The organism is Streptomyces smaragdinus (assembly GCF_009604385.1).
GTDB lineage: Bacteria > Actinomycetota > Actinomycetes > Streptomycetales > Streptomycetaceae > Streptomyces > Streptomyces smaragdinus.
Genome location: NZ_WEGJ01000036.1, coordinates 1 through 22,034 on the forward strand (window position 1 = coordinate 1; position 22,034 = coordinate 22,034).

At 70.4% G+C, this 22,034-nt stretch carries 21 protein-coding genes and 2 tRNA genes; 17 read left to right on the plus strand and 6 right to left on the minus strand.

Features of this window, described 5'->3' with window-relative positions:
* The first annotated feature begins 197 nt into the window (after positions 1 to 197).
* From SRB5_RS28880 to SRB5_RS28890, 3 genes are all read left to right on the plus strand, one after another.
* Entirely contained in the window at positions 198 to 674 is a 477-nt protein-coding gene (locus SRB5_RS28880) for a hypothetical protein (protein WP_153456406.1), read from the plus strand.
* A complete protein-coding gene (locus SRB5_RS28885; protein WP_153456407.1) occupies positions 671 to 1,225 on the plus strand; it encodes an SUKH-4 family immunity protein in 555 nt (184 codons plus the stop codon). Before SRB5_RS28880 ends, SRB5_RS28885 begins: the two co-directional genes overlap by 4 nt.
* Positions 1,226 to 1,430: 205 nt before the next feature.
* Positions 1,431 to 2,240, plus strand: coding sequence for a hypothetical protein (locus tag SRB5_RS28890; RefSeq protein ID WP_153456408.1), 810 nt, complete (start codon positions 1,431 to 1,433; stop codon positions 2,238 to 2,240).
* Between the two features lie 5 nt (positions 2,241 to 2,245).
* Here SRB5_RS28890 and SRB5_RS28895 read toward each other — a convergent pair whose 3' ends face one another.
* Entirely contained in the window at positions 2,246 to 2,599 is a 354-nt protein-coding gene (locus SRB5_RS28895; RefSeq protein ID WP_153456409.1) for a winged helix-turn-helix transcriptional regulator, read from the minus strand.
* A gap of 112 nt (positions 2,600 to 2,711) precedes the next feature.
* On the opposite strand from SRB5_RS28895, the gene SRB5_RS28900 reads away from it, so the two are divergent.
* Entirely contained in the window at positions 2,712 to 3,359 is a 648-nt protein-coding gene (locus SRB5_RS28900; RefSeq protein ID WP_153456410.1) for an NADPH-dependent F420 reductase, read from the plus strand.
* Between the two features lie 14 nt (positions 3,360 to 3,373).
* On the opposite strand, the gene SRB5_RS28905 is transcribed toward SRB5_RS28900, so the two are convergent.
* Both SRB5_RS28905 and SRB5_RS28910 read right to left on the minus strand, forming a co-directional pair.
* Positions 3,374 to 4,126, minus strand: coding sequence for a DUF6585 family protein (locus SRB5_RS28905; RefSeq protein ID WP_153456411.1), 753 nt, complete (start codon positions 4,124 to 4,126; stop codon positions 3,374 to 3,376).
* Positions 4,127 to 4,319: 193 nt separating this feature from the next.
* Positions 4,320 to 4,390, minus strand: a tRNA-Gly gene (locus SRB5_RS28910).
* 141 nt (positions 4,391 to 4,531) lie between these two features.
* Between SRB5_RS28910 and SRB5_RS28915 the strand changes: the two genes are divergently transcribed.
* The 5 genes from SRB5_RS28915 to clpX all read left to right on the plus strand — a co-directional run bounded on the left by SRB5_RS28915 (position 4,532) and on the right by clpX (position 9,409).
* Positions 4,532 to 4,605, plus strand: a tRNA-Pro gene (locus tag SRB5_RS28915).
* Between the two features lie 217 nt (positions 4,606 to 4,822).
* A complete protein-coding gene (gene tig / locus SRB5_RS28920; protein ID WP_323378661.1) occupies positions 4,823 to 6,187 on the plus strand; it encodes a trigger factor in 1,365 nt (454 codons plus the stop codon).
* 419 nt (positions 6,188 to 6,606) lie between these two features.
* Positions 6,607 to 7,221, plus strand: a complete 615-nt coding sequence (locus SRB5_RS28925) for an ATP-dependent Clp protease proteolytic subunit (RefSeq protein ID WP_323378662.1) — start codon at positions 6,607 to 6,609, stop codon at positions 7,219 to 7,221.
* 51 nt (positions 7,222 to 7,272) lie between these two features.
* On the plus strand, positions 7,273 to 7,953 hold the full coding sequence (locus SRB5_RS28930; protein ID WP_153456412.1) for an ATP-dependent Clp protease proteolytic subunit: 681 nt from the start codon (positions 7,273 to 7,275) through the stop codon (positions 7,951 to 7,953).
* A gap of 163 nt (positions 7,954 to 8,116) precedes the next feature.
* On the plus strand, positions 8,117 to 9,409 hold the full coding sequence (clpX, locus tag SRB5_RS28935) for an ATP-dependent Clp protease ATP-binding subunit ClpX (RefSeq protein WP_323378663.1): 1,293 nt from the start codon (positions 8,117 to 8,119) through the stop codon (positions 9,407 to 9,409).
* A gap of 65 nt (positions 9,410 to 9,474) precedes the next feature.
* On the opposite strand, the gene SRB5_RS28940 is transcribed toward clpX, so the two are convergent.
* The 3 genes from SRB5_RS28940 to SRB5_RS28950 all read right to left on the minus strand — a co-directional run bounded on the left by SRB5_RS28940 (position 9,475) and on the right by SRB5_RS28950 (position 12,364).
* The gene (locus SRB5_RS28940; RefSeq protein ID WP_153456414.1) at positions 9,475 to 10,566 is read right to left on the minus strand and encodes a hypothetical protein; all 1,092 of its coding nucleotides are present in this window, start codon (positions 10,564 to 10,566) and stop codon (positions 9,475 to 9,477) included.
* Between the two features lie 129 nt (positions 10,567 to 10,695).
* Positions 10,696 to 11,583: a hypothetical protein gene (locus SRB5_RS28945; protein ID WP_153456415.1), complete on the minus strand. Its 888-nt coding sequence runs from the start codon at positions 11,581 to 11,583 to the stop codon at positions 10,696 to 10,698.
* A gap of 97 nt (positions 11,584 to 11,680) precedes the next feature.
* A complete protein-coding gene (locus SRB5_RS28950; protein ID WP_153456416.1) occupies positions 11,681 to 12,364 on the minus strand; it encodes a hypothetical protein in 684 nt (227 codons plus the stop codon).
* A 128-nt stretch (positions 12,365 to 12,492) separates the two neighbouring features.
* Between SRB5_RS28950 and SRB5_RS28955 the strand changes: the two genes are divergently transcribed.
* The 8 genes from SRB5_RS28955 to mreD all read left to right on the plus strand — a co-directional run bounded on the left by SRB5_RS28955 (position 12,493) and on the right by mreD (position 21,940).
* Entirely contained in the window at positions 12,493 to 15,108 is a 2,616-nt protein-coding gene (locus SRB5_RS28955; RefSeq protein ID WP_323378664.1) for a valine--tRNA ligase, read from the plus strand.
* Positions 15,109 to 15,234: 126 nt separating this feature from the next.
* Entirely contained in the window at positions 15,235 to 16,269 is a 1,035-nt protein-coding gene (locus tag SRB5_RS28960) for an acyltransferase (RefSeq protein ID WP_153456418.1), read from the plus strand.
* A 55-nt stretch (positions 16,270 to 16,324) separates the two neighbouring features.
* Positions 16,325 to 17,839 (plus strand): bifunctional tetrahydrofolate synthase/dihydrofolate synthase, encoded by a 1,515-nt coding sequence (folC, locus tag SRB5_RS28965; protein WP_323378665.1) that lies wholly within the window; start codon positions 16,325 to 16,327, stop codon positions 17,837 to 17,839.
* Between the two features lie 7 nt (positions 17,840 to 17,846).
* Positions 17,847 to 18,179: a DUF4233 domain-containing protein gene (locus SRB5_RS28970; RefSeq protein WP_153456419.1), complete on the plus strand. Its 333-nt coding sequence runs from the start codon at positions 17,847 to 17,849 to the stop codon at positions 18,177 to 18,179.
* Positions 18,180 to 18,253: 74 nt separating this feature from the next.
* Entirely contained in the window at positions 18,254 to 18,667 is a 414-nt protein-coding gene (gene ndk, locus SRB5_RS28975) for a nucleoside-diphosphate kinase (RefSeq protein ID WP_323378666.1), read from the plus strand.
* 434 nt (positions 18,668 to 19,101) lie between these two features.
* Entirely contained in the window at positions 19,102 to 20,121 is a 1,020-nt protein-coding gene (locus tag SRB5_RS28980) for a rod shape-determining protein (RefSeq protein WP_153456450.1), read from the plus strand.
* 75 nt (positions 20,122 to 20,196) lie between these two features.
* Complete coding sequence (mreC, locus tag SRB5_RS28985; RefSeq protein WP_323378667.1) at positions 20,197 to 21,228, plus strand: rod shape-determining protein MreC; 1,032 nt, start codon at positions 20,197 to 20,199, stop codon at positions 21,226 to 21,228.
* Position 21,229: 1 nt separating this feature from the next.
* Positions 21,230 to 21,940 carry a rod shape-determining protein MreD gene (gene mreD / locus SRB5_RS28990; RefSeq protein ID WP_153456420.1) on the plus strand — a complete coding sequence of 237 codons (711 nt, stop codon included), beginning with the start codon at positions 21,230 to 21,232 and terminating at the stop codon, positions 21,938 to 21,940.
* Positions 21,941 to 22,034 lie beyond the last annotated feature (94 nt).

A 22,034-nucleotide genomic window follows, 5' to 3' on the forward strand; every position in this document is an offset into this window, starting at 1 on the left:
TCGGTCGTCGCACCGCCACAGGGCGTAGTCCGAGCCCGAGCCGTTGGCCTGGGCGAAGGGGATGAAGCGGGTCAGGAAGTCCGGGTGGTCCGACCAGGTGTCGAGGCCTGAGTCCGCGTTGTACTCGTCCCCCACACCCACGGACCGGGGCATCGACTGGTGGCCGTTCGACGAGTAACCGCGGCTACTGTGCGCGAATGGACCGCTTCCACCGCGCAGCCACAGCCCTGGCCCTGGACGACCAGCCGACAGAAGCCCTCCCGATGCTCGCCGCCCAGGCCCTGGCGGACGGCATCGACACCCCCGCCCTCGCCGAACTGGCGGCCTGCTCCCGCCACGACGTCCCGGCGGACCTCCGCGACCTGTTCCTCCAGGCGCTGCACGAACTGTCCGTCCCCGTACCGGACAGGGAAACGGCCGGACTCCGCCGCATGAACGGGACGGCAGAAGCTCTGCTGAACGGAACCCGCCCACCGTACGAAGCCACCTACGACCTCTACTGGTCGGCCTGCGCCCTGCCCCCATCACCCGCAAGAACCAAGCTGATCACCGATCTGGTGTGGCTGTGGAGCAGCTGGGAGGACCGACCGGCCGACCGCCCGTCCATAGAGCAGGACATGCGCCGGGCGGCCGAGGAGTGGCTGGCAACGGACTCCGGGAGGATGTGCCCATGAACCTCTCGGTCACCCCCCGGACGATGATCGACGCCTACGGCCTGGAGAACCTGGTCTTCTTCCCCCGGTACGCAGAGTCCGAGCCCCACGCCGCGGCCTTGCTGAGCCTGGTCGGCCTGCCGAACTCGACCGTCTTCCTGTCGCGCACCGACCCGGCGGACCCCTACGACCCCGGGTTCGATCCGGTGGCCGTCGGCAGCAACTTCGACTTCTACGGCTGGGGCACGTGCCCGGAGGAGAGCCGCTCGTGGTGGATGCTGGGCACGCTCTTCGAGACGGTGATCGCCCTCGACCCGGCCACCGGACGGGTCTACGAATTCCCGGACGGCGAATCGGACTACCGACTCCTGCACCGGGACCTGGAGTCCTTCCTCTTCACGCTGATCGAGTTCCGCAGGCTCGAGACGGACCACGACGCCGAGACGCTCGACCCGGAAGCACTCGTGGAGCGCTTCACGCGCGTGGTCGGGGCCTTCGACCCGACGCCGTTCGCGGAGGAGGAGTCGCAGTGGAACACGACGATGCGGGAACTCATCGACGAGATCTGGTGACGCGGCCCCTCATGGACGGGAGACCACACCCGGGACGAGGGGGCGAAGGGCTCCGCCTCACCCTTCCGGGAGAGTCCGGCGGACTGCCACACTCTCGGGACGCCGTACGACGGGGGGCAGGACGATGCGCGGATGGTGGCGTCGGACCAGGCGGACGGGGCGGGGGAAGCCGCGGGGCGTGAGCCGTGGGGCGCCTGCGACGCCGGTGACTCCGAAGCCCTGGGCCCGGCCCGAGCCGACCGGTGAGTGTCCGGTGCCGGACGGGCGGCGGGAGTGGATCGAGCGGTCACTGCGCTGGTGCGTCGAGGAGTTCGGGCCGGAGCCGTTGCGCGGCGAGGTCGCGCTTCCCGGGGCCGGGCTCATACCGCCCGGGTTCGACGCCTCCCAGGAGCAGGCCGAGCGGCTCGTCCGGCGTGTCTGCGCCGTCATGGGGGCGGACCCCGACGGCATCACGGTCTCCCTCTTCGAAGGTGAGGGCGGGGACGACGCGTCCTCCTGGTCCGGCCACAACCGCCGGCGGACCGTCGGCCGCTATCTGGAGGCCGACGGCGGCTCGCGGATCGAGCTGGACGTCCGGAAGGCCCAGGAGCCACCCGCCTTCGCGGCGGTGATCGCCCACGAACTCGCGCATGTCCGCCTGCTCGGCGAGAACAGATCCGGCAAGGGCCTGGACGACGAGCGGCTGACCGACCTGCTCACGGTCTACCTCGGCATGGGCGTCCTCACCGCCAACGCCGCCTATCGCTTCACCAAGTCGGACCAGGGCTTCTCGGTCCTCCCGCTGGGAGACCTCACTGAGTACGAGCTCACGGGCGCGGACGACATGACGTACCGCCTCGGCTACCTCTCCAACCGCGAGTTCGGCTACGCCCTGGCGTACTACACCACCCTCAGAGGCGACCCCAGCCCCACCTGGGCCATCCACCTCAACCCGGGCGTCCAGGTGGTCCTCCGCCAGGGCCTGAGCCACCTCGCGTCGCGCCCCCGCGCGCCACGTACCCCCGGGGAGCCGTGAGCCGGTCAGCGCTCCGTACGGCGTTCGCGGGCGGCGTGCACCCCCGGGAGGTGGACCTCCGCCCAGCGGCAGACCTCGGCCAGGACGGGGGAGAGGGACGCGCCGAGGGGCGTGAGGGAGTACTCGACGTGGGGCGGGACGACAGGGAGCGCGACGCGGTGGACGATGCCGTCGGCCTCCAGGGTGCGCAGGGTCTGGGTGAGCATCTTCTGGCTGATCCCGCCGACGGTCCGGCGCAGCTCGGCGTGGCGGAGGGTGCGGTCCTGGAGCGCGTACAGGATCAGGGCGCTCCACTTGTCGGCGATCAGGCCGAGCACCTCGCGCGAGCCGCAGTTCGGGTCGAATACGTCTGGCTCCATCACGCCCCCCGGGACAGGCACCGAAAAGTGCTTACTTCCGCACGGAACCGTACCCACCTACGGTCGTGCACGGCGCCACCGCACAGTGTCTCCGTACGAAAGAGAGCAGACGATGAAGACCGCCGTACTGGGCACGGGCGAGGTAGGCCGACGGCTCGCCACCAAGCTCGTCTCCCTGGGCCACGAGGTCACGATGGGCTCCCGGACCCCCGACAACGCCACGGCCGCTCAGTGGGCCGCAGAGAACGCCGCCGCCCACGGTACGTTCGCGGATGCCGCCGCTGCTGCGGAACTGGTGATCAACGCGACCAGCGGCCTGGTCTCCCTGTCGGTGCTGGAAGCCGCGGGCGCGGCCAATCTGCGGGGCAAGGTCCTGATCGACGTATCCAACGCCCTGGACTTTTCCGGAGGCTTCCCGCCCAAGGTGGTCACCCCCGACGGCGGCAGCCTCGCGGAGCAACTCCAGAAGGCTTTTCCCGACACCAGGGTCGTCAAGACGCTCAACACGATGAACAACACGCTGATGGTCGACCCCACCCGAGTCCCGGGCCACCACACGGTCTTCGTCTGCGGCAACGACGAGGCGGCCAAGACGGAGACGACCGCACTCCTGCGCTCCTTCGGCTGGCTCCCTGCCCAGATCACCGACCTGGGCGACCTCTCGGGCGCCCGCGCGACGGAACTCCTGATGCCCCTGTGGCTACGCCTCTACGGCACCCTCGGCCCGACGGACTTCAACCTCGCGGTCGTTACCGCATAGCTTCCACCGGAACGTCACTTCTCGGACATGGACAGCGCAACGGCCAGGAAGAAACGGAAATTGGGAATCCGGTCAACCGGAAACTTCGCCCACGCGAACATCTTCCCCCGCTTCTCGATCCGCAGAACGCCCTGGTCGAGGCCGATGCTCCCGACCCCGCTCCACTCGAGGACCTCCCCGCCCCGGTGGATGCCCTCCGTGCTGAGGGCCAGCGGGCCGAAGGCGACGGGTGCCCCGAGGCCGAGGAGGAGGCCGTACCGGTCCAGCATGATCTTCGCGCATTTGGCGTGGACGCGCTCGACGAGATCGCTGTCGTCGTGCATGTAACGCTCGTTGATGTCGATACGTGTCCTGCCGTCCGCGCCGACCAGCCGCAGATCGTGACTGGTCCCCTGATAGACACCGTTGGTGTAGTGATCGACGGCGGAGGCCCAGATCTCCTGGAAATGCTCGTCCGGCAGGACCGTCGTCGACGCTCCCGAGGCGTGCACGAAGCCGTGCTCGAAGACGTGGAAGGCCCGCCCGGACACGACGACGGGCGGGATGATGCCCCAGAGGAGAAGCACGAGGCCGCCGATCCCCAGCGTCGCCGTGACAGGCGCCATGTCCTCACCGGCGATCACCGCGGCGAACACGAGGAAGCCCACCCCGCCGATCACCCGCGCCCAGTCCGCGCCGACGGACCCCGCCCCGTACCAGGCCTCACGCTCCCCCAGCCCGTGCCGCTGGGCCACCGCCGCCACTTCCGCCGGCATGTTCCCGCTCACCGCATCCGCCTCCCCCGCCGTACACCGCTGTCGCACGGACAGTGACCATCGTCCGGTGCGGGGGGACGGTTGGGGAGGGTTTACGTGTCCGCACAGTGTCCGCAACGGGAGGGCGGAGGGAGCGGGCGGCCCTGGAACGACGGAAGCCCCAGGCCGGCGATCACGTCGCTGACCTGGGGCTCAGTCGTATACGAGCGGGCGACGGGAATCGAACCCGCGTAGCCAGTTTGGAAGACTGGGGCTCTACCATTGAGCTACGCCCGCGTGGCCGGTGAGGCCCTGGTGGGGCGATCGCGGCACGGTGGGCATCGTAGCGGGTCGGAGGGGGTGCTCGCACGCCGTGGTGGGGGGCCCGTAATACGGCGCGGGTGAGGGGTGCGGGGATGTAATCTACTGCCGCACCTGCGGGGTGTGGCGCAGCTTGGTAGCGCGTCCGCTTTGGGAGCGGAAGGCCGTCGGTTCGAATCCGGCCACCCCGACCGTGGGAGCAGCGGAGACGTTCGTCACGAGGCACGCAATTCGGCGCCCCCACCCGCTGCCGGTACTATGCAAGCTGCGCTCCTGTGTGTCCGCCCGTACCGCGGATGTGGACGGGGTGCGCCTCTCCGGACGAGCCGGCCGCGTCGTATGGCGTGCGGGCCGTAAACGAGAGCCCAAGCCAAGCCCACAGCAGTCAGCCCCCAAGGAGACCGAACCGTGAAGAGCGCCGTGGAGACCCTGAACCCGACCCGGGTTCGGCTCACTGTCGAGGTGCCCTTCGAGGAGCTCAAGCCCAGCCTCGACGCGGCGTACAAGAAGATCAACCAGCAGGTCAGCGTGCCGGGCTTCCGCAAGGGCAAGATCCCGGCGCGCGTCATCGACCAGCGGTTCGGCCGGGGCGCGGTTCTCGAAGAGGCCATCAACGAAGCGCTGCCGAAGTTCTACAACGAGGCCGTCGCCGAGGGTGAGCTGAACCCGCTGGGTCAGCCCGAGGTCGACATCAAGGAGCTGAAGGACAACGAGTCGCTGTCCTTCACCGCCGAGGTCGACGTCCGCCCGGTCCTGGAGCTCCCGGAGGACTTCTCCGGCATCGAGGTCGAGGTCGACGCCGTCGAGGTCAGCGCCGAGGACATCGACGAGTCCGTGCAGCAGCTGCGCGAGCGCTTCGCCTCCACCACGCCCGTCGAGCGCGCCGCGGCCGAGGGTGACGTCGTCACCATCGACCTCGAGGCGAAGATCGACGGCGAGATCCTGGAGGACGGCGTCGCCTCCGGCGTCTCGTACACCATCGGCTCCGGCGAGCTCCTCGAGGGCATCGACGCCGCCGTCACCGGTCTGGAGGCCGGCGGTGAGGCCACCTTCGCCTCCGAGCTCAAGGGCGGCTCCGCGGCCGGCAAGGAGGCGGAGATCACCGTCAAGGTGACCGCCGTCGCCGAGCGCACGCTGCCCGAGCTGGACGACGACTTCGCTCAGCTGGCGTCCGAGTTCGACACGCTGGACGAGCTCAAGGCCGACTCCGAGAAGCGGCTCGGCCAGATGAAGAAGTACGACCAGGCCACGCAGGCCCAGGAGAGGGTCCTCGACGCCCTCATCGGCATGATCGAGGTGCCGGTCCCCGAGAAGCTGCTCGAGGACGAGATCAACACCCGTAAGCACAACCTGGAGCACCACCAGCTCGGCCAGATGGGGCTGGACCTCGAGGGCTACCTCAAGGCGCAGGACAAGACCGCCGAGGAGTTCGAGGACGAGCTGCGGGAGCAGGCCGTCAAGGGGATCAAGACGCAGTTCATCCTCGACGAGCTCGTCGCCAAGGAGAAGGTCAACGTCGGGCAGGAGGAGCTCACCGAGCACCTCATGCGGCGGGCCGCCTCCTCCGGGATGTCTCCGGACCAGTTCGCGCAGGCTGTCGTCGAGGGTGGTCAGGTGCCGGTGCTCGTGGGCGAGGTCGCCCGGGGGAAGGCGCTGGCCGTGGTCGTCGAGGCGGCTGTGGTCAAGGACACGAACGGTGAGGCCGTCGAGCTCGACGATGAGGACGAGGAGGCGGAGACCGTTTCCGCCGAGTCGTCTTCCGACGAGAGCTGAGTTTTTCGCTTTCGGACGGGGTCCTGCTGCGCGGCTTGTGCGTGGTAGGGCCCCGTTCCGCTTCGGGGGCTCCGCCCCCGGGCCCCCGTTTTCGGCGCTGGCGCGCCTCGTCCTCAAACGCCGGACGGGCTGGAAGGGGGTGCTTTTGCGCTCTCAGGCTGCGGTAGGTGGGCTGTACGGGTGCTTTTCGCTCTCGCCTGCGGCAGGCGGGCTGGATGCTCCCCTCCCCGCCCCCTACGCCGTCCTCACGCGGGATGCGGAACCCCACGTCCCCGGCCCCCCACGGGGCCGCCTGCGCTCACAGCGAACAGTTCGGGAACCGGGATGGCCCTCGCGAGGCAGCGCGTTAGGGTCCATAGCAAGTGAGAGTAGACGTGAGACGGCCCATGGCGGCCGTCGGACTAGCGAGCAGGTGGAACGTGACGAACCCGATGCTTTCCGGTGCGGGCGAGCCGGCCTTCGGCGGCCTCGGCGACCAGGTCTACAACCGGCTGCTCAACGAGCGGATCATCTTCCTCGGGCAGCAGGTCGACGACGACATCGCCAACAAGATCACGGCGCAGCTGCTCCTCCTCGCGGCCGATCCGGACAAGGACATCAACCTCTACATCAACTCCCCGGGCGGCTCCATCACCGCGGGTATGGCGATCTACGACACGATGCAGTTCATCAAGAACGACGTCGTCACCATCGCGATGGGCATGGCCGCCTCGATGGGCCAGTTCCTGCTGAGCGCCGGCACCCCGGGCAAGCGCTTCGCGCTGCCGAACGCCGAGATCCTGATCCACCAGCCGTCCGCGGGCCTGGCCGGTTCGGCGACGGACATCAAGATCCACGCCGAGCAGCTGCTGCGTACGAAGAAGAAGATGGCGGAGCTGACCGCCTTCCACACCGGCCAGACCGTCGAGCAGGTCACTCACGACTCCGACCGCGACCGCTGGTTCTCCGCGCAGGAGGCCAAGGAGTACGGCCTGATCGACGAGGTCATCTCCTCCGCCTCGTCCGTCCCGGGCGGCGGCGGCACCGGCGCCTGAGCAGCAGCCGGCTCCCGCATCAGACACAGCTGAAACGGACGGAACACCACGATGCAGAACTTCCCCCGCGGCATCTACGACCGCTACCAGGCCGAGGGCCGGGGCGGCCTGGCCGCCGAGGCCCGCTACATGATCCCGCGCTTCGTCGAGCGCACCTCGCAGGGCATCCGCGAGTACGACCCGTACGCGAAGCTCTTCGAGGAGCGCGTCATCTTCCTGGGCGCGCCCATCGACGACACCTCCGCCAACGACGTCATGGCGCAGCTGCTGTGCCTGGAGTCGATGGACCCCGACCGGGACATCTCGGTCTACATCAACAGCCCCGGCGGTGACTTCACCGCGCTGACGGCGATCTACGACACCATGCAGTTCGTCAAGCCCGACATCCAGACCGTGTGCATGGGCCAGGCGGCGTCCGCCGCCGCGGTGCTGCTCGCGGCCGGGACGACCGGCAAGCGCATGGCCCTGCCGAACGCCCGGGTCCTGATCCACCAGCCGCAGGGCCAGACCGGCCGCGGTCAGGTCTCCGACCTGGAGATCGCCGCGAACGAGATCCTGCGGATGCGTGCCCTGCTGGAGGAGATGCTGGCCAAGCACTCCACCCAGCCGATCGAGAAGATCCGCGACGACATCGAGCGCGACAAGATCCTCACGGCCGAGGAGGCCCTGGAGTACGGGCTGATCGATCAGATCGTCTCGACCCGTAAGACGTCCGTCCCGATGGGTGGCTGACCAGCCGCTCCCGCGCCGCATCACGGCCCCCCGTGTGACCCGCACGACCAAGTGAGTTAGGTCCAAGGGGGGCCGTTCCGGGCGCTCGGCAAGGTACCGTCGATACGCAACCAGGTTCCGTCGAACGGATCCGACGGAACGCATGGCGAAGGGGAAAGACCTCGTGGCACGCATCGGTGACGGCGGCGACCTGCTGAAATGCTCGTTCTGCGGAAAGAGCCAGAAGCAGGTGAAGAAGCTCATCGCGGGACCCGGCGTGTACATCTGCGACGAGTGCATCGACCTCTGCAACGAGATCATCGAGGAGGAGCTCGCCGAGACCTCCGAGGTCCGCTGGGAGGAGCTCCCCAAGCCGCGGGAGATCTACGAGTTCCTCGAGGGCTACGTGGTGGGGCAGGAGGCCGCGAAGAAGGCCCTGTCCGTCGCGGTCTACAACCACTACAAGCGGGTCCAGGCCGGGGAGAACGGCGGCGCGGCCGGCCGTGAGGACGGCATCGAGCTCGCCAAGTCCAACATCCTGCTCCTCGGGCCCACCGGCTCCGGCAAGACCCTCCTCGCCCAGACCCTGGCCCGGATGCTGAACGTCCCCTTCGCGATCGCCGACGCCACGGCGCTCACCGAGGCCGGCTATGTCGGCGAGGACGTCGAGAACATCCTGCTCAAGCTGATCCAGGCCGCCGACTACGACGTCAAGAAGGCCGAGACCGGCATCATCTACATCGACGAGATCGACAAGGTCGCGCGCAAGAGCGAGAACCCGTCGATCACGCGTGATGTCTCCGGTGAAGGTGTGCAGCAGGCGCTGCTGAAGATCCTCGAGGGGACCACCGCGAGCGTGCCGCCGCAGGGCGGGCGCAAGCACCCCCACCAGGAGTTCATCCAGATCGACACGACGAACGTGCTGTTCATCGTGGGCGGTGCCTTCGCCGGTCTGGAGAAGATCATCGAGGCGCGGGCGGGCGCGAAGGGCATCGGCTTCGGTGCGACGATCCGCTCCAAGCGCGAGATGGACTCCTCCGACCACTTCCGCGAGGTCATGCCGGAGGACCTGGTGAAGTTCGGGATGATCCCGGAGTTCATCGGCCGGCTCCCCGTCATCACGAGCGTGCACAACCTCGACCGGGACGCCCTGCTGCAGATCCTGATCGAGCCGCGCAACGCCCTGGTCAAGCAGTACCAGCGGCTCTTCGAGCTCGACGGCGTCGAGCTCGACTTCGACCGCCCGGCGCTCGAGGCCATCGCCGACCAGGCGATCCTGCGGGGGACCGGCGCGCGCGGACTGCGCGCGATCATGGAAGAGGTCCTGATGTCGGTGATGTACGAGGTCCCGTCCCGCAAGGACGTGGCCCGCGTCGTCATCACCGCGGACGTCGTCCACTCCAACGTGAACCCGACCCTGGTCCCGCGCTCCCGCGTGGGCGAGCAGCAGGGACCGCGGCACGAGAAGAGCGCGTAACGGCAGACGAGAAGGCCCCGCCCGGTGAATCCGGGCGGGGCCTTCTTCGTGCGACGCGCTGCGGATCAGAGCGCCACGCGGGTGTCCTTGCGGACCTTGGCGGTGATCTCCGCGCACTGGCTGGGCTCCATGCCCTTGCCGGTGAGCACCGACGCGGGGTCGCTGATCGCGACGTAGCCGACGGTGCTGGAGTCGGCCCAGACGCAGGTGGGGAAGTCGAAGCTGAGGTCCTTGCCGCCGGAGGAGGTGGTGAACCTGACGCTCAGGCACTTCATCACGGCGCCCTCCTCCAGCCCGTCGGGCGTGAACGCCTCGGGCTCGCCGACCGGTTCGGCCTTCTCGGTGGAGGTGTTGCTGCTCTTGGAGTCCTCGATGAGCTTGTCGAAGGCGCCGTCGACCGCCGCCTCCGGGTCCGAGACCGTGCCGTAGACACCGGCGAACTGCAGGATCTTGGCCGTGCTCTCCGCGCTGTCCTTGTACGAGCCGCTGACGTTGTCGTCGGCGGACACCCCGAGGTCCTCGAGGTTGGAGAGCTCGTCGGAATCGAGGGCGCTGTCCTCGGACTTGGTCGTGTCCTTGTTCCAGACCTCCGCGACCGTGTCCGGCGACGTCAGCTTGTACTTCTTGGTGTCGACCGGGTCCTTGCCCTTGCCGCCACCGTTGGCCGTGGTCTGCTTGTCGTCGCCCTTGCCGCCGCCCTCGTCGTCCGAGCCGGCGAAGAAGAACACACCGCCCGCGATCAGCGCGACCGCGGCGACCGCCGCGGCGACGATGATGCCGGTCTTGTTGCCGCCACCGCCGCCGGGGGTGGCGGGGCCGGGCATCTGCGGCGGCATGCCCGGGGGCTGCTGCCCGTACTGCGGCTGGCCGTAGGGCTGCTGAGGCTGGCCGTACGGCTGCTGCGGGGGCTGGGGCGGCTGCTGCTGGCCGTACGGCGACGGCGGCGGGCCGGGGGGCGCGACCGGCGGCTGGGCGGCCGGGGCGATCTGGGTCGGCTGGTACGCCGAGTCCTGCGGCCCGCCCTGCGGGGGCTGTGCCGGGTAGCCGTAGCCGGGCTGCTGCGGCTGCGGTGTGCCGTAACCCCCCTGCTGGGGCTGGCCGCCGTAGGGACCGGGCTGCTGTCCGTACGGCCCTGGCGGCGGCTGGTTGTAGCTCATGTCGGTCCCCTCGTATGACTGATTACCACAGACATACTGTCTGATCCGTGTGTCCGGTGTTCAGCCGGGAGTGCGGGTTTGTGGCGGGACTGCGCCGGGTTCGGCATGAACCCGTTGCAGTCAACGCCCCTACTTCGCCTCTTCGCGGACCTCTTGGCGCAGCTTCGCGCCGAAGTCCGCGGCCTCGTCCAGGGTGTACGACTTGGCGCCCTGACCGGGGCCGACGGCGCCCAGGGTGTCGTAGTCCGCCCAGGCGCACAGCGGGGACTGGGCCGGCTGGCCCTCCTCGGGCTTCTTGTTCTTGATCATCTGGCACTGCATGATCGCGCCGTCCAGACCGTCCGGCGTGAACGTCTCGGGGCTGCCGACCAGTTCGCTGGTCTTGTCGTCGGCCGACTCGCGCTTCATCTTCGCCCAGAAGGCGTCCAGGGACTTCTCCGGGTCGGCGAGCGTGCCGTAGGCGCCGAAGTAGAGCAGGGTCTTGGCCTTATCGAAGGCGTCCAGATTGTCCGTGTCCGTCAGATCGATGGTCGAGTAGACCGCACTCACGGACTTGGACTTCTCGATGCCGAGTTCCTTGGCCTCCGCGGGCTTGAGGCTGTCGTCCGACTGGGAGCCGTCGCCCATGGACTTGTACTCGCCGAGCACGGTCTTGGGCACGGTCAGCTTGTACGCCTTCCCGTCGTCGGACAGCCCGCTGCCGGAGTCCTTGCCCAGGAACCACCAGGCGCCGCCGCCGATGAGGGCCACGGCGACGACGGCCGCGACGATCGTGACGGTCTTCTTGCTGCCGCCCCCTCCGCCGCCCGCCGGGGCCGGCGGCATGCCGGGCGGCTGCTGGCCGTACTGGGGCTGGCCGTAGGGGCCGCCGGCGGGCTGCTGCGGCTGGGCCGGGTAGCCGTAGCCGGGCTGCTGCTGGGGCTGCTGCGGCGCGCCGTAGCCGGGCTGTTGCGGCTGGCCGCCGTAGGGGCCGGGCTGCTGGCCGTACGGGTTCGGCGGCGGCTGGTTGTGGCTCATGACGGTCCCCTCCAACGAATGTTTATCCCGCACATACTGTCGGATCGGCCCGTCCTATGGGACGGGTGGGGCGGAGTTCCCTTCCGGGCGTCCGGGATCAGTCCTTCTTTCCCCGGACGGCGTCGTGGAACGTGTCGGTCAGATCGGCCAGATCGCCGGCCGTCGTGGCGCCGGAGGAGAAGACGATCACCGCCGAGGAGCCGTCGGCCCAGGCGCACGCCGGGGATTCGAAGCCCAGCTCCGGGTCGCCGAAGGAGGCGCAGAGCATGACGTCGGGGTAGGAGCCCTCGGGGCGGTGCGGCTCCTCGGAGAGTGCCGTCTCGGTCTGGGCCTCCGCCTCGGCGAACAGCGCCCGCGCCGCACGCTCGGGATCGGTCACGTCCCCGTGGACACCCTGCAGGAACACCTGCTCGAAGTCCTCCCCGAGCTCCGAGGGCGGCGCCCCACGCCGGTAGAGCGCCCGGAACTCGACGGCCCCGTCCACCCCGGCCAGGGAATCCATCGTCCCGTTCCCCAGCGCCGGCGGCATCAGCTCGTACCCGGCGACCCGCTCCGGCGCCGTCGGCACATACCGCTCCGCCCCCTCCGGATCACCCCCGATCCACACGGTCACCGCCGCCACCAGGGCCAGCCCCAGCACGAGCACCGACCGCCGCATCCACCGCCGCCGCAGCTCCGGCGACACCGGGTCGTCCCGCTCCGGCCCCCCGGAGTCGAGCCGCTCCGCCCCCTCCGGCGAGCCGTCCTCCCCGGGCGTGTCCCACTCGATGCTGATCCCCACCGCGCAAAACCCCCTCCCCCCGCGGCGAAAGCCGCAAGATCGCCGCATCATATGACGCCCCGAACCCCCGTCCCCAGGGGGTTCGGCCGGTTCGTGGCGAGGGGGCCGCGGCCCGTACACTGTGCCGCGTGAGTGACCACACGCAGCCACCAGCCAAGACCGCCGCAGAGCTCCCCACGCAGTACACGCCCGCCGAGGTAGAGGGCCCCCTGTACGAGCGCTGGGTGGAGCGTGGTTACTTCAAGGCCGACGCGGACAGCTCCAAGGAGCCGTACACGATCGTCATCCCCCCGCCGAACGTCACCGGCAGCCTGCACCTCGGCCACGCCTTCGAGCACACGCTGATCGACGCCCTCACCCGCCGCAAGCGGATGCAGGGGTACGAGGCGCTGTGGCAGCCCGGCATGGACCACGCCGGCATCGCCACGCAGAACGTGGTGGAGCGCGAGCTCGCCAAGGAGGGCAAGTCCCGGCACGACCTCGGCCGCGAGGCCTTCGTCGAGCGGGTCTGGAAGTGGAAGGCCGAGTCCGGCGGGCAGATCTCCGGCCAGATGCGCCGCCTCGGCGACGGCGTCGACTGGGACCGCGAGCGCTTCACCATGGACGAGGGCCTCTCCCAGGCCGTCCAGACGATCTTCAAGCGGCTCTACGACGACGAGCTGATCTACCGCGCCGAGCGCATCATCAACTGGTGCCCGCGCTGCCTCACCGCGATCTCCGACATCGAGGTGGAGTACCAGGACGACGAGGGCGAGCTCGTCTCCATCCGCTACGGCGAGGGCGACGCCTCGATCGTCGTGGCCACGACCCGCGCCGAGACGATGCTCGGCGACACCGCCGTGGCCGTCCACCCGGACGACGAGCGTTACGCGCACCTGGTCGGCACGGAGATCGTGCTGCCGCTCACCGGCCGCCGCATCCCCGTCGTCGCCGACGCGCACGTCGACCCCTCGTTCGGCACGGGTGCCGTCAAGGTCACCCCGGCGCACGACCCGAACGACTTCGAGATCGGCCGCCGCCACGACCTCCCCATGCTCGCCGTGATGGACGAGCACGCGGTGATCACCGCCCACGGCCCGTTCCAGGGCCTGGACCGGCTCGAGGCCCGCTCGGCGATCGTCGCCGCGCTGCGCGCCGAGGGCCGCATCGTCGCCGAGAAGCGCCCGTACACCCACTCCGTGGGCCACTGCTCGCGCTGCAAGACGACCATCGAGCCGCGGCTGTCGATGCAGTGGTGGGTCAAGGTCGGCCCGCTCGCGAAGGCCGCCGGTGACGCCGTCCGTGACGGCCGGGTGACGATCCATCCGCAGGAGATGGAGAAGCGCTACTTCGACTGGGTCGACAACCTGCACGACTGGTGCATCTCCCGCCAGCTCTGGTGGGGCCACCGCATCCCGGTCTGGTACGGGCCGAACGGCGAGGTCGTGTGCGTGGGCCCCGACGAGGAGCCGCCGTCCGGCGAGGGCTGGACGCAGGACACGGACGTGCTGGACACCTGGTTCTCGTCCGGTCTGTGGCCGTTCTCCACGCTCGGCTGGCCCGAGCAGACCGACAGCCTGCGGAAGTTCTATCCGAACTCCGTGCTGGTCACGGGCTACGACATCCTCTTCTTCTGGGTCGCCCGGATGATGATGTTCGGCCTGTACGCGATGGACGGCCAGGTCCCGTTCAAGACCATCGCCCTGCACGGCATGGTCCGCGACCAGTTCGGCAAGAAGATGTCGAAGTCCTTCGGCAACGCCGTCAACCCGCTGGACTGGATGGACCAGTACGGGTCCGACGCCCTGCGCTTCACCCTGGCCTCCGGCGCCAACCCCGGCGTGGACGTGCCGATCGGCGAGGACTGGGTCAAGGCGTCCCGTAACTTCGCCAACAAGGTGTGGAACGCGACCCGGTTCGCCCTCATCAGCGAGGCGACGGTGGAGGGCCCGCTGCCGGAGGCCGGTGAGCTGGCTGCCGCCGACCGGTGGATTCTGTCGCGGCTGAACTCGGTGGTCGCCGAGGTGGACGCGTACTACGAGGACTACCAGTTCGCGAAGCTCTCCGACGCGCTGTACCACTTCGCGTGGGACGAGGTCTTCGACTGGTATCTGGAGCTGTCGAAGACGTCGCTGGCCGGCGAGGGCGCCCCCGCCACCCGCCGGGTGCTGGGCGAGGTCCTGGACGTCACGCTGCGGCTGATGCACCCCGTGATGCCGTTCGTCACCGAGCAGTTGTGGACGACGCTGACCGGGCGTGAGTCGATCGTGATCACGGACTGGCCCCTCGACTCGGGCTTCCGGGACGCCGCCGCCGAAGCGGAGATCTCCCGGCTGCAGCAGGTCACCACCGAGGTCCGCCGCTTCCGCGCCGACCAGGGCCTGCAGCCCGGCCAGCGGGTGCCGGCGCGGCTGGAGCTGGCCGGGACCGGCCTGGAGCCGCACGAGGCCGCGATCCGTCAGCTGCTGCGGCTCCAGCCGGAGGGCGAGGACTTCTCGGCCACGGCCTCGCTGCCGGTGGCGGGCGCGAAGGTGTCCCTGGACCTGTCGGGGGCGATCGACTTCGCGGCCGAGCGCAAGCGGCTGGCCAAGGATCTGGCCGCCGCGGAGAAGGAGAAGGCGCAGGCTCAGGGCAAGCTCGGCAACGAGGCGTTCCTCGCCAAGGCCCCCGAGCCCGTCGTCGCCAAGATCCGCACGCGGCTCGAGACGGCGGAGGCCGACATCGCCCGCATCCAGGCGCAGCTGGACTCCCTTCCCGCCGCCTGACCCCGAACGGCCTCGAGAGCCCCGGTCCCACGACCGGGGCTCTTGGGCGTCCGTTCACCTCACGGCAGGGGTCGCGTTACCCGCGTACGGCATCGTGCGGCGTCCCCCACCGTCTGGAGCGCCACCATGGCCCGCACCGTGACCGCAGCCGCCGCTCCCGTCCGGGAGACCCGCGGACGGGAGCGGCGGTACGACATCGATCTGCTGCGCGTGCTGTGCACCGCGGCCGTCGTCCTGGTGCACGCCTCCGCCGAGTTCCTCGACGCCGGGCGGCGGACGGCGGGGATCCTCGGGGACTCCGCCGGGCGGTTCGCCGTGCCCGCGTTCTTCGCCATGGCCGGCTGGGCGGCGCTCTGCGGCTCGCCCGTGCGCGGTGAGGCGCAGCTGCTGGCCAGGCTGGGGCGGATCCTGCGGCCGATGGCCGTGTGGACGGCGCTCTATCTGCTCTGGCAGTACGTGGCGGGGCCGCCGCTGAACGGCGGGCTCAAGGAGGCGGTGCGGGCGCTGTTCGGGTCGGTGGAGGCCGCGTTCCACCTCTGGTACCTGTACACCTATGTGCCCCTCGTGGTGCTCCTCGGCGTCGTCGTGCTGGTGCTGAAGGAGCGCGTCACGCCCCGCTGGTCGCTGCTGCTGCTCGCCGGGTTCGCCGTGGCGCCGGCCGGGTGGGGGGATCTGCGGCGGCTCACGGGACTGGATCTGCCGGACTGGGCGTGGGGGATGCAGCTGTCCACCGCCGGATACGCCGTCGCGGGCGCCGCGGTGCTGGCCGCGCGGCGGCGTGGGCCGCGGGCGCTGTGGGTCGCGGGGGCGGGGGTGGGGCTGGTGGGGCTGACCGCGTATCAGTTCCTGGTGCGGCAGCCTGCCGCGTACGGGAGCGTGGTGGTCGCCGTGCTGACGTTCGGGGTGCTGGGGTCGGTGGCGGGGGTGCGGGTGCCGGAGCGGGTGCGGGGGGTGGTGGGGCGGCTGTCGGATGCGTCGTTCGGGACGTATCTGGTGCATCTCGTGTTCGTGATGGTGCTGGTCAGGCCGGTCGCGCGGGCGGTGCCGGGCGGGATCGCGGCGGTGGTGGCCCTCGCGGTGACGGCCGCCGTCGCCGCCGCGCTGGCGTTCGCGGCGAGCGTGCTGTGGGGGCGGCTGGGGCTGCGGGCGTGGCTGGGCTGACGCGTACGACCGGGCCTGACCCGAGGTGTCGTACCGGCTCCGTAGACTGGACCCCGTGAGCGAACGCCCAGATTCAGCAGGTTCCGACCAGGACGACGTCTTCGAGGACCTTGTCGCGGCGGAGACCGGCCGCGACCCCGATTTGGCGGTGATCGAGGCGGGCAGCCGTACCCTGCGCACCCAGGGCGCCCGCCCGCAGACGGACGCCGTCCCCGCCCGGCCCACCGACCCCGCGGTGGTCGAGGCCCTCAAGGAGATCGAGGCCGAGCTGGCCGCCCGCTGGCCGGAGACGAAGCTCGACCCCTCGCTGGTGCGCGTCGAGACGCTGATGGACGTCCTCGGCCAGCCCCAGCGCGCGTACCCGACGATCCACATCACCGGGACCAACGGCAAGACCTCGACGGCCCGCATGATCGAGGCCCTGCTCACGGCGTTCGAGCTGCGCACCGGTCGGTACACCAGCCCGCACGTGCAGTCGTACACCGAGCGGATCAGCCTGGACGGGGCGCCGATCTCGTACGAGCGCTTCATCGACACGTATCACGACGTCAAGCCGTACGTGGACATGGTGGACGCGCAGCAGGAGCACCGGCTGTCGTTCTTCGAGTTCCTGACCGGCATGGCGTACGCCGCGTTCGCCGACGCGCCCGTGGACGTCGCCGTGGTCGAGGTCGGGATGGGCGGCAGCTGGGACGCGACGAACGTCATCGACGCCACCGTCGCCGTCGTCACGCCCATCTCCCTGGACCACACCGAGCGCCTCGGCGCCACGCCCGGCGAGATCGCGGTGGAGAAGGCCGGGATCATCAAGCGCGACGCCACGGTCGTCCTCGCCCAGCAGCCCGTGGACGCGGCGCAGGTGCTGCTCAAGCGTGCCGTGGAGGTGGACGCGACGGTCGCCCGCGAGGGCATGGAGTTCGGCGTCGTGGCCCGCGAGGTCGCCGTCGGCGGACAGCTGCTCACCCTGCGCGGGCTGGCGGGGGAGTATCCGGAGGTGTTCCTGCCGCTGCACGGCGCGCACATGGCGCACAACGCGGCCGTGGCGCTCGCCGCCGTCGAGGCGTTCTTCGGCGTCGGCTCGCAGCACTCCGGCGGCCTGGACCCGGACACCGTGCGGGAGGCGTTCGCCTCCGTCGTCTCGCCGGGGCGGATGGAGGTCGTACGGCGCAGTCCCACCGTCGTGCTGGACGCCGCGCACAATCCGGCGGGCGGGGAGGCCGCGGCGGCGGCCGTGCGGGAGGCGTTCGGGTTCAGCCGGCTCGTCGGCGTCGTGGGCGTCAGCGACGGCAAGGACGTACGGGGGCTGCTGGAGGCGCTGGAGCCGGTGCTCGCGGAGATCGTCGTCACGCGCAACTCCTCGCACCGGGGCATGGACGTGGACGCGCTCGCCGCGCTGGCCGTCGAGGTGTACGGCGACGACCGGGTGCAGGTCGAGCCGCGGCTGGACGACGCGCTCGAGGCAGCGATTACCCTGGCGGAGGAAGAAGGTGAGTACTCCGGGGCCGGTGTGCTGGTCACGGGGTCCGTCATCACGGTGGGAGAGGCCCGGCTGCTGCTGGGCAAGGAGTGAGTGAGGCATGCGCACCCTCTGTGCCAGCACGCTGATCGGCGAGTTCTTCGTCATCGGGTTCGCCGGTCTGGTGGCGATGCAGACCACCGACGTGTCCACGGGGCTGCTGTGGGCGGTGTGCGGCGGCGCCATGGTGCTGGCCGTGCTGCTGTGCGGCATGCTCACGCGGCCCGGGGGAGTGGCGGTGGGCTGGGTGCTGCAGGGCGCGCTGATCGCGTCCGGGTTCCTGGTGCCGCTGATGTTCTTCCTCGGCGCCTGCTTCGCCGGGCTGTGGTGGGCGTCCGTGCACTTCGGGCGCAAGGTGGACGAGGCGAAGGCGGCGCGCGCGGCGATGGTGTGACACCGCTGCGAGCGCGGCGGGGGCGGGCGGGTAACCTGCCGGTACCGTCCCACCACACCTCAGGAGCCGTCACCGTGAGCCAGCGCAGCCTCGTCCTCCTCAAGCCCGACTCCGTCCGGCGGGGCCTGACCGGCGAGATCATCGGCCGGATCGAGCGGAAGGCCGGCTGGAAGCTCGTCGCGCTGGAGCTGCGTACGCTGGAGCGCTCCGTGCTGGAGCAGCACTACGGCGAGCACGTGGGCAAGCCGTTCTACGAGCCGCTGGTGGAGTTCATGGCCTCCGGCCCGGTCGTGGCCATGGTCGTCGAGGGCGAGCGCGTCATCGAGGGCCTGCGTACCCTCGCCGGCCCCACCGACCCGATCGCCGCCGCGCCCGGCAGCATCCGCGGCGACTACGGCTCCATCGTGCGGGAGAACCTGATCCACGCGTCGGACTCCGAGGACTCCGCCGAGCGGGAGATCAAGCTCTTCTTCCCCGGCCTCGCCTGACGCCGGAGACAGCCGGACCCGCCGCATCCGGATGACCACCCCCTGAACGGCCCCTTGCCCGAGGTGAATATCCCGCCGTCCTGAGCGCGGCGGGCGAGCCTCGGGCAAGCGGAACGCCCGTGTCTGCCGGGCGTCCTGGCAGGGAGCCGGAGACGGCCGTCTGACCTGGGCTTATTATCTGACGCATCTTCACCGCGGCGGCGGACGTCCCCGGCGATCTCGTGCATGGCGGGGCCGTTCGGGGGAAGGCGCCACTCCGACACGTACGGAATTTGGCGGAGACACCCTCGCTGCCGACTGCGCTCGGCAAGACTACGATGGCCCGTACCGGCGAATCCGAACGAAGACGAGCGCTGCTCCGTACTCCCGGAGTCCGCCCGTCCAGTCCCCCCAAACCCCCCTGCTCGGAAGGCTAGACGTATCCCATGAGCAACATGTCGTTCATCGGCCGTGACATGGCAGTCGACCTCGGGACGGCCAACACGCTGGTGTACGTCAGAGGGCGGGGGATCGTGCTCAACGAGCCTTCCGTGGTGGCGATCAACACCAACACCGGCGGCATCCTCGCGGTCGGCGCCGAGGCGAAGAAGATGATCGGCCGCACCCCCGGCAACATCGTCGCGGTGCGCCCGCTGAAGGACGGCGTCATCGCCGACTTCGAGATCACCGAGCGGATGCTGCGGTACTTCATCCTGAAGATCCACAAGCGCCGCTATCTCGCCCGCCCCCGCGTCGTCGTCTGCGTCCCCTCCGGCATCACCGGCGTCGAGCGCCGCGCCGTCATCGAGGCGTCCACGCAGGCCGGCGCCCGTCAGGTCCACATCATCGAGGAGCCCATGGCGGCGGCCATCGGCTCCGGGCTCCCGGTGCACGAGGCGACGGGCAACATGGTCGTCGACATCGGCGGCGGCACCACCGAGGTCGCGGTGATCTCGCTGGGAGGAATCGTCACGGCACAGTCCATCCGGGTGGCCGGCGACGAGCTCGACAACGCGATCATCCAGCACATCAAGAAGGAGTACAGCCTCCTGCTCGGCGAGCGCACCGCCGAGAACATCAAGATCACGATCGGTTCGGCGTACGAGACGGACAAGGAGGAGCACACGGAGATCCGTGGCCGCGACCTCGTCAGCGGACTGCCGAAGACCGTCGTGATCTCCTCCGCCGAGGTCCGCAAGGCCATGGAGGAGCCGGTCAACGCCATCGTCGACGCGGTCAAGACGACCCTCGACAAGTGCCCGCCCGAGCTCTCCGGCGACATCATGGACCGCGGCATCGTGCTCACCGGCGGCGGCGCCATGCTGAAGGGCCTGGACGAGCGGCTGCGGCACGAGACGGGCATGCCCATCCACATCGCCGAGGATCCCCTGGACTCGGTGGCGCTCGGTTCCGGCAAGTGCGTCGAGGAGTTCGAGGCGCTGCAGCAGGTGCTGGACGCCTCGCCGCGCCGCTGACGCGGGCACGGGGGCGCGCAAGGGTCCGGGGACACCCGGGTCGGGGACATCCGAGGGACGTACTGAGGACGGTTCGTGAGGGACACACGCGAGAGCCGGCTGCTGCTCGTACTGCTGGTCACCATCGCGCTCGCGCTGATCACGGTGGACATCAGGGGTGGGGAACAGTCGCCGCTCGACGGGGCGAGGCGTGGTGCGGCCACCGCCTTCGGGCCCATCGAGGACGGGGTCGCGACAGTCGTCGACCCGGTGGGCAACGCCATAGAGGCGGTACGGGACTCCGGCGACCGGCACAGCCGGCTCAGCGAGCTGGAGCGGGAGAACGCGGAGCTCCGCCAGCGCCTCGGCAGCGACGACCGCAACCGGGCCCGGGCGGCGGAGCTCGACAAACTGCTGAAGACCGCTGGCGCCGGGCAGTACGGCATCAAGGGCGCGCAGGTCATCGCCATAGGAGCCGCGCAAGGGCTGAACTGGACGGTGACCATCGACGCGGGGTCGCGCGACGGCCTCAAGCGGGACATGACGGTGCTCAACGGGGACGGGCTCGTCGGCCGGGTCACCACCGTCGGGCCGACGACGGCGACGGTGCTCCTCGCCAACGACCCCGACTTCACGGTGGGCACCCGGCTGGAGAAGACGAACGAGCTCGGCTTCGCCACCGGCCAGGGGGAGCGGCCCCTCGAGGTGCAGCTGCTCAACGGCAAGGCGAAGGTCAGGGCCGGGGACCGGATGGTGACGTTCGGGTCCGCGGCGGGGCGGCCGTTCGTGGCCGGGGTCCCGATCGGCAAGGTCGTCCGGGTCGAGGCCAACCGCGGTGATCTGACCCGTACGGTGTACGTCCAGCCGTTCGCCAGCTTCACCAGGCTCGACATCGTCGGCGTCGTCGTCCAGTCGCCGCGCACCGATCCGCGCGACATGGTGCTGCCGCCCAAGCCGGAGCCCACCCCGACGCCGACGGTGACCGTCACGGTCACGCCGCCGGCTCCGGGGCAGGAGGGCGCGGACGGTCAGCAGGCCGACCCGGGCGCCGATCCGGGCCTGGATCCGAACGCGGACCCCAACGCGGACCCCAACGCCGCGGCGGCAGCGGAAGACGACGGGAACTGACATGCGCGTGAACCGAGTCCTCCTGTCGGCCGCCCTGGTCGTCGTCGCCCTGATCATCCAGGTGAGCGTGCTGGCCCGGCTCCATCTGCCGGGCGCCGTCCCCGACCTGATGCTCCTCGTCGTCCTCGGCCTCGCCCTGGTGTACGGCCATGTGGGCGGCAGCCTCGTCGGCTTCGGCGCCGGGCTGCTCGCCGACATCGCGCCGCCCGCCGACCACGCCGTCGGCCGGTACGCGCTGGTCCTCGCCGTGATCGGCTACTTCGCCGGCCTCATCAAGCCGGAGAAGGGCCAGGTCAAATCCGCCCTCGGCCCGCTGTTCGTGGTCGCCGGCGCCGCCGTCGGCTCCACCGTCCTGTACGCGGGCGTGGGCGCCCTGGTCTCCGACGGCGCCACGCGCGGGGTGGGCCTCGGCTCGCTGATCGCCACGGCGACGCTGTACGACCTGCTCCTCGCCCCGTTCACCATCCCGCTGGTGATGGCCCTGGCCCGCCGCGGGGAGCGCGAGGTCACCGGCGAGAGCGCCGAGTCCGGCTCCTCCGCCGGCGAGGCGGCGTACCGCTGGCTCGCCTCCGGCTCGTCCTCCCGCGGCGGCTCGCTGCTGCGCGGGCGCCGGGGCGGCCAGCTGATCGGGCGCCAGCGCACGGGCCTGCTGGGCGGCAGGCGCACATCGAACGTGAAGGTCAGCCGGATCAAGGGAGTCAAGCGCCTGTGACCGCCGACGTACCAAGGGGAGGGACCACCCGGTGACCAACATCCCCGCCACCGGCAGGCTGCTGTCTTCTGGGGGCCGAGCCCCCAGACCCCCG

Bases quoted from the DNA above. Each gene is read 5' to 3' on its own strand.
- SRB5_RS28880 (WP_153456406.1), top strand. From the start codon at position 198: ATGGACCGCTTCCACCGCGCAGCCACAGCCCTGGCCCTGGACGACCAG.
- SRB5_RS28885 (WP_153456407.1), top strand. From the start codon at position 671: ATGAACCTCTCGGTCACCCCCCGGACGATGATCGACGCCTACGGCCTG.
- SRB5_RS28895 (WP_153456409.1), bottom strand. From the start codon at position 2,599: ATGGAGCCAGACGTATTCGACCCGAACTGCGGCTCGCGCGAGGTGCTC.
- SRB5_RS28900 (WP_153456410.1), top strand. From the start codon at position 2,712: ATGAAGACCGCCGTACTGGGCACGGGCGAGGTAGGCCGACGGCTCGCC.
- SRB5_RS28930 (WP_153456412.1), top strand. From the start codon at position 7,273: ATGCAGAACTTCCCCCGCGGCATCTACGACCGCTACCAGGCCGAGGGC.
- SRB5_RS28940 (WP_153456414.1), bottom strand. From the start codon at position 10,566: ATGAGCTACAACCAGCCGCCGCCAGGGCCGTACGGACAGCAGCCCGGT.
- SRB5_RS28945 (WP_153456415.1), bottom strand. From the start codon at position 11,583: ATGAGCCACAACCAGCCGCCGCCGAACCCGTACGGCCAGCAGCCCGGC.
- SRB5_RS28960 (WP_153456418.1), top strand. From the start codon at position 15,235: ATGGCCCGCACCGTGACCGCAGCCGCCGCTCCCGTCCGGGAGACCCGC.
- SRB5_RS28970 (WP_153456419.1), top strand. From the start codon at position 17,847: ATGCGCACCCTCTGTGCCAGCACGCTGATCGGCGAGTTCTTCGTCATC.
- SRB5_RS28980 (WP_153456450.1), top strand. From the start codon at position 19,102: ATGTCGTTCATCGGCCGTGACATGGCAGTCGACCTCGGGACGGCCAAC.
- mreD (WP_153456420.1), top strand. From the start codon at position 21,230: ATGCGCGTGAACCGAGTCCTCCTGTCGGCCGCCCTGGTCGTCGTCGCC.